The organism is Pseudomonas sp. B21-051 (assembly GCF_024748795.1).
Classification (GTDB): Bacteria; Pseudomonadota; Gammaproteobacteria; order Pseudomonadales; family Pseudomonadaceae; genus Aquipseudomonas; species Aquipseudomonas putida_A.
The window spans coordinates 4631422-4645126 of record NZ_CP087166.1; the positions used below are offsets into that span (position 1 = coordinate 4631422).

The 13705-nt window shown below is 60.1% G+C and carries 9 protein-coding genes; 2 read left to right on the plus strand and 7 right to left on the minus strand.

What is annotated here, in order from left to right; genetic code table 11:
• Window positions 1-14 precede the first annotated feature (14 nt).
• Both LOY52_RS20810 and LOY52_RS20815 read right to left on the minus strand, forming a co-directional pair.
• A complete protein-coding gene (locus LOY52_RS20810; RefSeq protein WP_258675811.1) occupies window positions 15-3638 on the minus strand; it encodes a Tc toxin subunit A in 3624 nt (1207 codons plus the stop codon).
• Window positions 3635-6934 (minus strand): hypothetical protein, encoded by a 3300-nt coding sequence (locus LOY52_RS20815; protein WP_258675812.1) that lies wholly within the window; start codon window positions 6932-6934, stop codon window positions 3635-3637. Before LOY52_RS20815 ends, LOY52_RS20810 begins: the two co-directional genes overlap by 4 nt.
• Window positions 6935-7404: 470 nt before the next feature.
• Between LOY52_RS20815 and LOY52_RS20820 the strand changes: the two genes are divergently transcribed.
• Window positions 7405-7782 carry a DUF6124 family protein gene (locus tag LOY52_RS20820; RefSeq protein WP_258675813.1) on the plus strand — a complete coding sequence of 126 codons (378 nt, stop codon included), beginning with the start codon at window positions 7405-7407 and terminating at the stop codon, window positions 7780-7782.
• Window positions 7783-7945: 163 nt separating this feature from the next.
• Here the strand turns inward: LOY52_RS20820 and LOY52_RS20825 are convergent, their stop codons facing one another.
• Both LOY52_RS20825 and LOY52_RS20830 read right to left on the minus strand, forming a co-directional pair.
• Window positions 7946-8305, minus strand: coding sequence for a PilZ domain-containing protein (locus LOY52_RS20825; RefSeq protein ID WP_095137007.1), 360 nt, complete (start codon window positions 8303-8305; stop codon window positions 7946-7948).
• A gap of 228 nt (window positions 8306-8533) precedes the next feature.
• Window positions 8534-8920, minus strand: coding sequence for a tol-pal system YbgF family protein (locus LOY52_RS20830; protein WP_115989022.1), 387 nt, complete (start codon window positions 8918-8920; stop codon window positions 8534-8536).
• A 174-nt stretch (window positions 8921-9094) separates the two neighbouring features.
• Between LOY52_RS20830 and pyk the strand changes: the two genes are divergently transcribed.
• A complete protein-coding gene (gene pyk / locus LOY52_RS20835) occupies window positions 9095-10546 on the plus strand; it encodes a pyruvate kinase (protein ID WP_115984298.1) in 1452 nt (483 codons plus the stop codon).
• 177 nt (window positions 10547-10723) lie between these two features.
• On the opposite strand, the gene LOY52_RS20840 is transcribed toward pyk, so the two are convergent.
• From LOY52_RS20840 to LOY52_RS20850, 3 genes are all read right to left on the minus strand, one after another.
• Window positions 10724-11473, minus strand: a complete 750-nt coding sequence (locus tag LOY52_RS20840) for an enoyl-CoA hydratase-related protein (RefSeq protein ID WP_258675815.1) — start codon at window positions 11471-11473, stop codon at window positions 10724-10726.
• Window positions 11474-11648: 175 nt separating this feature from the next.
• A complete protein-coding gene (locus tag LOY52_RS20845) occupies window positions 11649-12584 on the minus strand; it encodes an iron-sulfur-binding ferredoxin reductase (RefSeq protein WP_258675816.1) in 936 nt (311 codons plus the stop codon).
• Entirely contained in the window at window positions 12577-13683 is a 1107-nt protein-coding gene (locus LOY52_RS20850; protein WP_258675817.1) for a GGDEF domain-containing protein, read from the minus strand. Before LOY52_RS20850 ends, LOY52_RS20845 begins: the two co-directional genes overlap by 8 nt.
• Between the last annotated feature and the right edge of the window lie 22 nt (window positions 13684-13705).

A 13705-nucleotide genomic window follows, 5' to 3' on the forward strand; every position in this document is an offset into this window, starting at 1 on the left:
CCCGACCAACACGGTTATTGGTGAGTCAGCAATTCGTTGAAGGTGATAGGGTCAAAAAATGTTTCGTTGTCATTGGCCTCGCAACGCACGCTGAAAATGAATTTGCCGCCGGACGGGCTTGATACGTACACCCGTGTAACGCCCTCGAAGTCGGCATGATTCTGCTCGGGGCGAATCACCACCGAGCCGCTGCTGCCGCTGGCGGGTTCGGCGAACCAGCGCACCAGACGGTTGCGCCCGGGGTTTAGATAGTTGTCGCGCAGCGTGGCGTACAGCTCGACTTCCTGCCCCGCCGGAACCGGCTCCAGCGGTACCTGTGCCGTCAAGGGGCCCGGGAAGAACAGCGTCTCGGCGTCATCGGAGACATGGATGGTCGGGGCCTGTTGCGCGTCGATCAGGTCAAGCCAGAACAGTGGCGTTTCCTGCCCCATGACCTTGCCCGGCAGATACTCGACCGTCACCGTTCCATTGACTTCGGTGGCCTTGGCCACAATCGTGCCGAGGCTTACCTGCCAGTACACATTGACGCCGCTCAATGGCTGGTTGTCGGCGTCCTTGAGGGTCACGGTCAACAGGACTTTCTCGCCAGGCTTGCCGGCCACCACCTCGGTCTTGTCCACAACACAGGCCATGGTGACCAGGGGTTGCGTCACCTCATCGGCGAAGGTAACCACCGACTCGCGGCTGTTTGAAAGGCTGAGCAGCGCGCGCTCGGCGGCGGTTCGATAAGCGGCTTTGTCTACGTCCTCTGGCAGATTTCCCACGAGGAAAATCGTCAGGGCGTCCATGCCGCTGTGCCGGGCCAATACGCGGATACGCATCAGCAAATCGAGCTGGGGCAAAGTCTTGAGAATCTTCAATTCAGGGTCGATGCGGCTGACGCACTCGCGCACCTCCTGCACACTCCAGTCGAAAAACGCCGCCAGCCGTAACGCTGCCGCGTCCTGTGCCAGCCGTAGCGCATGGCCTGTCAAAGGATTGGGCAATGCGTTGACCTGACGCAGGTAATCGAGCAGTTTGTCGGCCGGTTGCTCGCTCAACTCGAAGGCCCGACCCAGCGCACTCAGGTAATACAAGGTGCGGATCGACAGCAGGTGCCGATCATCCTGAGCCATCCAGGCCCTGTGGCCGTATTGCAGAAAGTCTTCGAGCAACACCGCAGACAGTTCCAGCTTGCTCGCCACCGCACTGCGACGTCGCACATCAGCCAGCAAGCTCAGCAGCGGGTCAGGTTGCTCGGCAGTGCGCCTGAGCGCATCAACTGCATCAAGATCGGCACGCTCGCTGACCAGCGACAACAACTGATAAACCGTGGCCTGCGCCCAGGTCAGCACGAGCAATCCGCGTTCGCTGTCAAGGCCGGTGTACACCGCCAGACACTCCCGTGCGACCGAGACCTGCGCTTCCCGCGCCTTCAACAACACGCCGAGCATTCGCTCTACGAGGATGCCCCGCTCACTGGCGTCGCCCTCGCCCAACCCTTCCCTGATTGCCTGGTCGAACGTTTCCCGGGCTTGTTTCAGGTAATCGGCCTCGGGTAATTGCAGGTCGATGACCAGACCCGCAGGGTCGACCAGTACGGTCAACAACCGCAGCCAGTCCAGCCCCTCCAGCGAGGGAACGCCAGCCATCGACAGCCCGGCATTGTTGAACAGCGCGGCAGGCAGCAGGTTGCGGATCTGCTCGAACAACTGCTGCTCAGCCTGTGTGGCAACCGCCAGGGCCTGCAGCGGTGCCACTTGCTGCAGCATCCACAGCACGGGAAGTTCGCGATCCTTGCACCAGGACACACAGGAGTGCAGTGCATCAATCAGATTGAGCACGTCCGGTGTGGTTTCGCTATTGAGCCGTGAGTGCACGCGCGGCAAACCTGCCAGCCCGTTGACCCAGCTCTCGCCGCCCAAGAGGGTCAGCATCAGCACGCCTTCGACCGGGGTGATCCCCAGCAACCGTGGCAACTTCACCAACCGGTAGAAACTCGATATGACTGCCGTGGTGCGCTTCAGCGTGCCGCTGAACCTGTGCGCCCGTTCGATCGCTACTGCCAGGTAGGCATACGTCTGCAGATCGATGCCCAATCCGCTGCACAACTGGCTGATCGTCAGCTCCTGCTCGCCCGGCACCGGCAGCGTCGCAAACGGTGCGTCATCCAGCAGCAGGGGCTGACGATAATTGCCCTGGCCATTGAAAGTGCGATCGAACAGTGACAGCGCATTCGCACGCCCGTAAATCGAGATTTCATCGATGAATGCCGCGAAATCCTCTGCCGAACAGCCATAGCGTTCACGCAGCGACTGAAACAGGCCCAGCGCATGCACCTGATGGGTGGATATCCACCACGGATCTTTCGGTGTCGCGTGACGGGCCTCCGCCCTGATCGCCGCCGTCAACAGCGCATCCACCTGCTCGCCGGGTAGCTCCAGCCATCGATCCAGGCGCAACTTGCGATTCATTCGTTCGTAGCGGTCAATGACAATCGGGTCTTGTGTCAAACGATGCAGAAAGGCTTCGCTGTCTTGCCGGTAATCAATGTCGAGGGCCGGAATGGTTGCCGCGTTGAGATAGACCGAGCCGGATCGCTGGCTCTCGTCAGCGCCCGGTTGCTCGCTCTCATACACCCTGACGTTGGCCGAACGCGTCGGGGCGAATTCGCGAATCGACAGCAACGCCTCGATATCCCGGGTGTCCAGCCCCGTACGCTCGCCAAAGAATTTCACCTGATTGAGATTCACCCATTCCAATCCGATCGCACCGAAGTTGCATTCGTAATAGGCGTCTCTTGACTCCTGATCGTCCCGTTCTATCGGAGCCTCCGTCAGCAATTCACGCTGATAAGGCCCCAGTCGCGATGCATGGGTAAAGGCGCGCCCGGCATCGTTGTCCCACGCCTCGGGCTGCAGGAAGTAGGGATAGGCCAGATCCACCATGTGGGCAATGTTGCCCACTGACAGGCCATGCTCACGGGCGACAAAATCAAGCGTGACCCAATGCTGGTAGTACGGCAGGCCGTTGGGGTAAAGGGTCTTGATCAGCGCATCTTCGAGGTCTGTATCGCCATCGTTTTCCTCGATAAACGCCTCGAGCACTGGAACGATGATGTCCAGCGCAGACACCGCCTGATGCACGGCATTGAAGTCGACCAGCAGCCTTTTCAGATCCTGACGGCGCTTATGCAAATCGAGTTTTCCCTCGCCGCCAACGGTGTGGATTTTGTCCTCGATCCAGCGCAATAACTCGATCAGGTAGGCCACCGGGGACGCGATTGATTCCAGCGCCTGCGGTGGGCACAAGCCATCGAAATCGGTCGAGAACAACCCCTCGTAGCTCGGCCCTGCGACCATCGACAACAAACCACTGTCGGGCCGCGTGACCCGGGCTTGCGAACCGCGCAACGAGTGTTCGATGAACTGGCGCCGGACAAACACAGCCAGGCTATTGGCTCTGCGTAAAAAGGCCTGCGCGTCGTCGGGATTCATCCGGTAATGGCTGACCAGCCCCTGAACGCCTTGCTCGACCAGAGGAAAAATCGAACCACCGTTTTCGAGGTAACTGCAAAAATCGGTATAGGTTTCGCGCTGTTCATCGCTGAACACTTGCCTCAGCAACTGCTGCACTGGGCGGATCACAGGTTCGGTCATGATCTTGCTCCCGATGAAATCGAATTCACCTCGAAACGCTCGCTTTCGACCCAGTCGGAAACGGTCAAGCCATCCGCAGCGTCGGTGATGGTCTGGTTGAATCCGCACCAGTGGCCGCCAGGGAGCAGGGGTTGCATCGCCTGAGCGCTCCAGGATCCGGAGATGACGGCAATGTTTGCGCTCAGGGATATCTCAGGGTTGAACCAGGGCACTACGCGCCCGACGCCCGTACGGCCTTTACCGAGGAAGCCAAGCGGATTTTCTTTCCAGCTGCCCGGCGTCGGCTCATCGATAACAGGCAAGTAAGTGCCCAGTTCTACGGGATGTGGAGCCGAGGGGGCAGACTCGAAACCATCACACGAGGACACCGCCACCAGCTCCGCAGTGCCGCCGGACTGCCCCGTTTCAAGGGTCAGCGACCAGGTACGATCCTCGAGTACCGGAGTGCTTGCGCGCACCGTGCCCTTGCTGCTTGTCAGCCTCACCGCAACCATGTCGCGTGGATGACCGAAGCCGGACACAACAACCCGACGACCGACGTGCACGCCCCGTCCGGGGCTTTCGATAACCGGCGCTGCGGGCACCACTTTGTAAGTGCGCGGGGGGCTTTCCTTCGATTCATGAGTGTCGAAAAATTGCCCCGCCTTCAGGGTGTAGTTACCGACCGGCAGCGTTACTTCGACATGCCAATCGCCCTGGGCGTCGATCGGGACTCTTTCGCGCAGGATTTCGCTCGGATTTTCACGCCAGATCGTCACGTGCCCAAGGGGTTCGCCGGTGCCCGAAAGCGTCGAAGTGCGCGCCAGCGATTGATTCTCCTCCGGCACCTTGATGACCGGCGGTACCAGCACCACAAAATAGCTGCGCACATCACTGCGAGAAGATGGCCTGTCAGCGATGGTTTGCATGGCATCGATCTGGTATTTGCGGAACTCGAGTTTTTCCAGCTCAATGAACCAGGCGCCATGAGCGGTCAGCCGTTTTGGCGCCCCCAGCGGCCGGTCGAATTGCGCATCACGCAACTGCAACGTGGCACCGCTATAGCCGTTGCTGCCGCGCACGGTCATGTCGTAGTGGGTGTCTGCGTTTTCATCCGGCTCGGTAATGACCGGTTTCTCCGGGCGGACCGAGAACGTTTGCGAGGCTGGCGGTGACGGGTGTCCGGCAACTTTCTGGACCAGCGTCACTCTGTGCCCCCTGTCCGGAGCGAACACGGCGTCGCGCCTGAAGGTCCATGTGCCGCTGCTTCCATCAGGTCTGTGCTCGGTCGCACTATCACTGAAGGTCAGGCTCAATATCGCGCCGGGCCAGCAGGTGCCGGAGATTTTCGGTGAGAGTCCGTCGTCTTCGATCGCAGTGATGACGGGGGCCAGCAACGGTACGGTGATGCTCATTTCCACCGGATCGGACGCGAAGGCGTCTTTGGTCTGCACTACCAACACGATTCTGGTTGTATTCGGCTCCCAGGGTGTCGCTGCCTCTGCCGCCCAGCCCTGGCCCGTCACGGGCGCGGGTGGAGCAATGGCAGCGCCGGTCTGCTTGTCCTTCACTTGCACTGTGGCGCCGACTATCCCTCTGCCAGTGATTCGCGGTTTGTAGGCGACCACGGTAAACGCCAGTTCGGTCGGCGGTGGGAAACGGTCGATATTGATGACCAGCTCAACAGCTTCCGACACTGCTGCACCGAGCTTCTGCACCACACGAACGGTGCGGGTCGAACCCGGTGTCCACGCCTCGAAAGCACGGGTCGACCAGCCCTGATTCGTGACCTGCACCGGGGGAGCAAGCGCAGCGCCGGTTGTCCTGTCGGTGACCTCAACAGTTGCCCCTGCAATACCTTCACCGATGACGGTCGGGGTGTAGAGGTCATTGGTGTATCTCACTGCAGAGGGCGGTGGAAGTTTCGATGACGTCTGGAACAGGTAATCCAGCGAGGGAATCCAGCCCCCGGCATTATCGGAAACCCTCTGCACGACCTTCAGTTCGTAGTCGCCGATGGGCCAGTTCTGTGAAGTCGTTCTCCAACTGCCTGCGGTCACGATTACGGCAGGCGGCAGCGTCGCACCTGCCGGACCTCGGACAATCGTGATCTCGACCGTGGCGCCGGTAAAACCTGCGCCGGAAAACTCGATGGTGGTTAGGGATGGGTAGGTGATGTTGACGAGCGTCAATGCTGGAGGGCGGATTTTGAACGTTCGCGGCAGGCTGCGTCCGGATGGCCGACCTTGAAACGTTTGTTCCGCCGCGATCGTACAACTGCCAGGGAGCAACTGCTGCGACGCGTACGTGAGCCACTTTCGATTAGTACCTACCGTTGCCCTGCCAACGACTTCCGTTGTCCCGTCCAGATAAACGACCACGGCAGCCCCAGCTGTCCCGTCTCCTTCGAATAAAGGTGTACGGGTCTCATAATCGCCTGTAGCAGGAGCCAGAATTATCGGAATACCAAACTCTACAACGGTGATCGGCACCTCATTCGACCATTGCAAAAATAGATTGGAAGCCCATGATTCGGCTACCAGAACAATTCTGCGAAGCGGAAGTTCTACGTCCAGTTTCACGTTGAATCGAATGTTTTCAACAGTGGTGCTGCCGTATAGAACCACCCCGCTGCCGGCTTCGTAAATCCGTATTTCCGTGCCACTGTGCCCCTCTCCAGAAATAATCGGCAGACGTTCATTGACCAGCACATCATCGCTGGCCGGCGAAGTGATTTTCACGGCTTTTGCTACGGTGACGGGTACCAGCGCCGATTCGTCGGACCGCAATAAATTGACAATCTGCAGAGCGCCAAACTGATGTGACCCTTCCTCAAGACGATCGACTTGAACCGACCAACTACCGTCCCCCGAAGCAGTTCCTCTCCAGGTTCTATTGTTAGGTACCCGGTATACTTCGATGCTGGCGTTAGAATAGGCACCCCATCCGGAAATAACGGGATTGGGGCCCACCAGTGCCGGAGGGGCATTGACAGTTATGGGCTTGATAACGCGAAACTTCCCAGAAAACCCCCAATCAGACCACACACCCTGTGCATCGAATTGGGTATGTATTTCACAGTCCGGGCCTTGTTCGAATTCATCAAGGGTGAACTCATAGTAATAACCGTCGTGCGTACCCGTGATTTCCCGTTTATAGCCCGGGTTGTAAATATGGACTTTCCATTTGCCATTGCGATTGAATCCGAAATTGCAGCGAACTCGTAATGGCATTTTTTGCATGGTTCCAGATAGCGGGACGGAAAACGTTGGGGCAGCCCATCCGGTTACAACGGGATCATCTGGTTCGTCGCTCATGACACGTGATCTCCTGGACTGTTTGACGGGCTGGTCTTGCTCCGTTTTGTATCGCCGTTGAGGAGTAAGCCACACCTGTAAAATCTGACAGTCCCGACGAACGGCAACCTTCCAGCAACGTGTATTTCCGGGTGTTTCCCCTGTGTGCCGGGAGGCTACAACGCCTTGCGCTTTTGCCTACAGATCCGCCAGAATCCGCCGGCTTGTGCGCTTTGCCGATGCCCCGTAACGTGGTCCGTGCCGCTGCCAATCAGTGGTCGGGTTTAGTCGCCCGGGGGTTTCACCAATGTGCATAAGCGTCATCAAGTCGGGTATTCCCTATCCCCGCACTCGATGGTGGCTGTTCGCAGGGCGCCTTCGGGCGCGCCGGTTCTTGGTGATGCTTTCCCCCGGTCGACTAACCTGCGTTCAGCCGCCACCCTCTCGTTTAGTCGCGAGATCGTGCTGGCATCACTTAAGGGAAAATCACCGTGTTCAAACCAACTCCTAATCCACCCGAAACAAATCCAGCCGATACTTCGCCCTACGAATCCCCCGATTCAAAAAAACTCCACGAAGCCGCCGAGCGCGCCCTCGATCACTACCTCAAGCCCGAACCGCCCTCGCGCAATTCCGTGGATCGTGGCATGCAGATGTTCCGCGTCGCGCCCGACATCAACCCCGAAGCGATCGCCATCCAGACCTACGAAACCTTTTCGTCGGTGAGCATTCTGTTGCTGGATCTGGCGGACAGTCTGGAAGACAAACCACGGCATCTGGCAATGGCGATTTATCAGTTGAGCGAGATGGGGTTGTTGCTGGCGGAGAAGACGCTGGACAGTGAGCGGGCGATTGCCTTGATGGCTTGAAGATCAAAAGATCGCAGCCTGCGGCAGCTCCTACAGGGGATCGATGTTCTCCGCGATGGTGCGGTGAACATCAATCCTTACGTTCATCCGTGTTAACAGCGGCGAACGCGGTCAATGTAGGAGCTGCCGCAGGCTGCGATCTTTTGCTTTGGCTTGTGCTGTATCAGGCCGAAGCCGGCAATGGCTGGAAGCTGAAGTACTGACGCAGCGCCTCGACCAGTTGCGCATATTCCGGGGGGGGACGCTGCAGGCTGAACCCGGCGTCGTAATGCAGGGGCGTCGCGTCTTCGTGGCACCACAGGCAGCACGCCGTGAGGTCGATGACCTGTTGGCAGCCGTCGCTGAATGGCAGTTTGAGACGCAGACTGAAATCGACGCCGATCATCATCGGCAACTGGCTGATGAGCATCAGCCCGTCCTCGGACACGTTGCCCAGAAAACCGATGGGTTTGTCGGTGACGCTGTTGTACACCCGCAGGAAGTACGGCAACTGGTGCCGTTCAATTCGACGATCGGTAAACATGCGCAGTACGCCATGCAAGGCTCAATCAGAGAGCCGCACCTTTGCTTCGGAACGTGTCTGTATCGCAGACGCGCTCTCCCCGCTTCCGGTGGGATGGTCGCCAATACGCCATCACCTCAACAACGACCAGTCGCAGGTGTTGCCCCGGTCCAGAGTCAGGCTCTGAACCGGATCACTGGACTATAGCTCAGCTTGTACAGTCGACCAGCGTTTGTATGACAACCAGCATCAGAATCGTTGCGGACTTGGTGCTGCCGCTGCGCTGCGAGTCGGGTAATGTCCCAGGCTCTGCAGGGTTTCCAGGCGGGCGCGAGCGCGGAAGGCGTATTCGCTGTTGGGGTACGAAGCGATGATGAACTGGTAGGTCTGCGCCGCATCGATGTACATTTTTTGCCGTTCCAGGCACTGGCCGCGCATCATCGACACTTCCGGCCACACATACGGGCGGGCCCGGCTGGCGCGTTCGACCTTGGACAGTTCGAGCATCACCTGCTCGCAATTGCCCCGGTCGTAGGCGCTGTAAGCGTTGTTCAAATGATGGTTCATCGACCAACGGGTGCAGCCCGTGACGGCGAGGACGCTAAGGGCAAGGGCGGCAATGGGCAACAATCGCATGGGGAGGTTCTCCTGTCTTGAGCTCTGTATCGACCCCTGGTCGGAAATCTTCAGGCGCGTTTGTCCCAAAGTTGCCACGTTCAATAAAGAAAACGATAAGTAGTGCATTCGAACAATGACTACACCCCAAGAGCATAGTAGCCTTCGCTGGCGCTTGAACTCAGGAGTCTTTGCATGTCCGTCCGTCGTACCAAAATCGTCGCTACCCTTGGCCCGGCCAGTAACTCGCCGGAAGTTCTCGAACAGCTGATTCTGGCTGGTCTGGACGTCGCCCGTCTGAACTTCTCCCACGGCACCCCCGACGAGCACAAGGCTCGCGCGAAGCTGGTGCGTGACCTGGCGGCCAAGCACGGCCGTTTCGTCGCCCTGCTGGGTGACCTGCAAGGCCCGAAAATCCGTATCGCCAAATTCGCCAACAAGCGCATCGAGCTGAAGATCGGTGACAAGTTCACCTTCTCCACCAGCCATCCGCTGACCGAAGGCAACCAGCAAGTGGTCGGCATCGACTACCCGGATCTGGTGAAAGACTGCGGCGTGGGCGACGAGCTGCTGCTCGACGACGGCCGCGTGGTGATGCGCGTCGAAACCGCCACCGCAACCGAACTGCACTGTGTGGTGACCATCGGCGGCCCGCTGTCCGACCACAAAGGCATCAACCGTCGCGGTGGCGGCCTGACCGCCCCGGCCCTGACTGAAAAAGACAAGGCCGACATCAAGCTCGCCGCCGAAATGGAAGTCGACTACCTCGCGGTGTCCTTCCCGCGTGACGCTGCCGATATGGAATACGCCCGTCAACTGCGCGACGAAGCCGGCGGCACTGCCTGGCTGGTGGCGAAGATCGAACGCGCCGAAGCCGTGGCCGACGACGAAACCCTCGACGGCCTGATCAAGGCTTCCGACGCAGTGATGGTTGCCCGTGGCGACCTCGGTGTGGAAATCGGCGACGCCGAGCTGGTCGGCATTCAGAAGAAGATCATTCTGCACGCACGCCGCCACAACAAGGCGGTGATCGTTGCGACCCAGATGATGGAGTCGATGATCCAGAACCCGATGCCGACCCGCGCCGAAGTGTCCGACGTGGCCAACGCCGTGCTCGACTACACCGACGCCGTGATGCTCTCGGCCGAATCCGCCGCTGGCCAGTACCCGCTGGAAGCCGTGCAGGCAATGGCGCGCATCTGCGTTGGCGCTGAAAAGCACCCGACCGGCAAGACCTCCAGCCACCGTATCGGCAAAGAGTTCGAGCGCTGCGACGAAAGCATCGCCCTCGCGACCATGTACACCGCCAACCACTTCCCGGGCGTGAAAGCGATCATCGCCCTGACTGAAAGCGGCTACACCCCGCTGATCATGTCGCGTATCCGCTCTTCGGTGCCCATCTACGCCTACTCGCCGCACCGCGAGACTCAGGCGCGTGCAGCGATGTTCCGCGGCGTCTACACCATTCCGTTCGACCCGGCTTCGCTGGAACCGCATGAAGTCAGCCAAAAGGCGATCGACGAACTGGTCAAACGCGGCGTTGTGGAAAAAGGCGACTGGGTCATCCTGACCAAGGGCGACAGCTACCACACCACCGGCGGCACCAACGGCATGAAGATCCTGCATGTGGGCGACCCGCAGGTCTGAGTGATTCGCTGAAAAAACAAAGCCCCGGCATGTGAGTGCCGGGGCTTTTTGTTTGCTGCTCTTGAAGATGTGTCAATTGATCCTATCTCTTCGCGAGCAGGCTCGCTCTCACAGGGAACGCATTCCAATGTGGGAGCGAGCCTGCTCGCGAAGGGGCCGGCACAGTCAGCGAAAATCTCAATGCCGTTTGATGAATCCGGTCAACGCCGCCAACGCCTCCGGCGAGCGCAAACGCTGGGTGAACAGCGCGCCCTCCTCCTCGATCACTTTACGGATCAACTCGCGATCCGGCGCTCGCATCAATTGCTTGCTGATACGCACCGCTTCGGCTGGCAGTTCATCGAAACGCAACGCCATCTCCCGCGCCTTGTTCAGCACCGCTTCGCCGCTGCCCAGCGCCTCGGAGGCAATGCCCCATTGCGCCGCCTGTTCACCGCTGAATCCTTCGCCGAGCAGCAACAGTTCTGCCGCTTTCGCATGCCCGAGCAAACGCGGGAGGATCAGGCTGGAGCCAAACTCCGGGCACAGCCCCAGATTGACGAACGGCATGCGCAACCGAGCATCGCGGCTGACGTAGACCAGATCGCAATGCAGCAACAACGTGGTACCGATGCCCACCGCCGCGCCAGCCACGGCGGCGATCACCGGTTTGCGGCACTTGAGCAGATTGAGCATGAAGTGGAACACCGGGCTGTCGAGATCGCTCGGCGGTTGCTGGATGAAGTCGGCGATGTCGTTGCCGGCGGTGAAACACTCGGCGCCGCCGGTGATCAGCACGGCGTTGGTGTCAGGATCGTTGTCGGCCTGCTTCAAGGCCTCGGCAAGGCGACTGTACATCGCGCGGGTCAGGGCGTTTTTCTTGTCCGGTCGATTGAGGCGCAGGGTGAGCAAACCGCGTTCGCGTTCCAGCAGGATGGCTTCGGTCATGGCGTGTCTCAACATGGCTGGTTACAAGGTTAATCTGTGGCGAGGGAGCTTGTCGGATCGCCGCACCGTCCCGCTTGAGTGCGCAGCGCTCACAGGCTTTTGAGGCCGCTGCGCGGCCTAGCGGGAGCAAGCTCCCTCGCCACAGAAGCGCCCTCAACCGATGAAGGATCTGCGCTTAACTGCGGGCCAGAAACACATCGGCCAGCAGTTGATTGCGCGGCAATCCGGCCAGGTACAGACGCTTGGCAAACGCATCGACGCTGGCAGTCGAGCCGCAGACTAAGGCCAGGGTTTGCCGGGAAACAAGGCGCAGTTGCGCCAAAGCGGCGGCTGAGTCGGCCGTCGTCCATAGTTCGACACTGAGGTTTTCGCGCTGCGCGGCAAGCGCCGCCAGGGGTTTGGCCAGATAGTGCTCGCGCGCGTCATGGGCCAAGTGAATGACGCGGATGGCGCCCTGATGATCCTGACGCAAGGCTTCGCGCAGCACGCCGAACAATGGCCCCAGCCCGGTGCCAGCCGCCAGCAGCCACAGCGGGCGCGAGTGCCAGTCCGGATCGTAATGCAGCGCGCCGCCGCGCAGCTCGCCGAGGCGGATCGGGTCGCCGATCTGCAGGCGTCGCGCCGCATCGCTGAATTCGCCAGGCTGGCGGCAGTCGAGGTGGAATTCGAGAAAGCGCTCTTCCTGCGGCAGGCTTGCCAGCGAATAGGGTCTGGCAATCTGATTGATCCACAGCACCAGATGCTGCCCGGCGGCGTAGCGCAGCGGGCGTTGCGGGGTCAGGCGCAAACGCAGGACGCTGTCACTGAGCCAGTCCAGCGCCTCGACCAGCGCCGGGCGCCCATCGGTGACCGGATCGAAAGTGTGCACCTGCAGATCTTCCGTGACCTGACACTGACAGGCCAGCCGCCAGCCTTGCTGGCGCTGTTCGGCGCTCAGGGCATCCGGGCGACTGTCGGCGGGCAAGCCGTTCACGCACTGCACCAGACAGGCATGGCAACTGCCGGCGCGGCAGCTGTAAGGCACCGCGACGCCGTGCTGATTCAGAGCATCCAGCAAATTGCTGCCGGCCGTCACCGACCATTGCCGGTCACCAACGCGAAGTTCAGGCATCCACATTCTCCCAGGCCGCCGCACAGCGATTGCGCCCGTCGCGCTTGGCCCGGTAAAGCGCCTGATCGGCACGCTGCAAGGCATCGTCAAGATCATCGCCCAGTTCCAGCAAGGTCATGCCTGCCGACAGGCTGAGGTTACGCACGTTCAGGCCTACCAGCTCGACGTCGGTGAACGCGATGCGCAGACGTTCACAACAGGCGGTCAGGCGTTCGGCATCGCAGTCGGGCAGCAACACTACGAATTCTTCACCACCGTAACGCGCCAGCACGTCGCCGTCACGCAGGCAGGCCCCCGCCACGCCGGCGAACGCCTGCAACACCTGATCGCCGGCGGCATGGCCGTGCAGGTCGTTGATGCGTTTGAAGTGATCGAGGTCGATCAGCGCCAGACCATGCACCACGCTCGGTTCCATCTCCGCCAGTTCCCGTGAGGCCAGGCGCAGAAAATGCCGGCGATTGAACAGTCCGGTCAACTCATCGGTGGCCACCAGATCTTCGAGCTGGCGCATCATCCCGCGCAGAGTGTCCTGATGCGCCTGCAAGGCAAACCGGCGCTGGCGCATGCGCTGGCGTGAAACCTGGACAAAGCGTGCGTAAATCACCAGCCAGGCCAGGACCATCGCCAGGATGCACACCTGCAACGCCGCCAATGCCGGATCCGGCAAACGGAAGTGGAAGCCGTCCCAAAGGGTGATCGCACAGAAACTGAAGAACACCAGCAGCGCGCAACGAATGAACGCGCGCCGGGTTAAATGGAACAGCCCGAACAGCAGGATCAGCACGTAGAACACCAGAAACGCGCCGCGTGCTTCATCCAGATGGGCGATCAGCCAGGTCTGCCAGCCGAGCCCGAGCAGCACTTGCGCTTCGGTCAGGCTGGGGTCGGAAAAGCGCTGGTTGCGCCCGGACCAGAACAGCGTAAACAACGTCGCCTGACAGATGACCACCAGCGCGCTGCCGATGGCCACGCTGTTCAATGATTGCGGGTAATGCCCGGTGAAAAACGCCAGCCACAGCAGCAGCAAAGCCAATCCATAGGTGGCTGCAGCGAGTGCAAAGCGTTTGAGCAAAAGACGTTGAATAGCGTTATGGGTCAATCGTTGACTCACCGTGCGATAG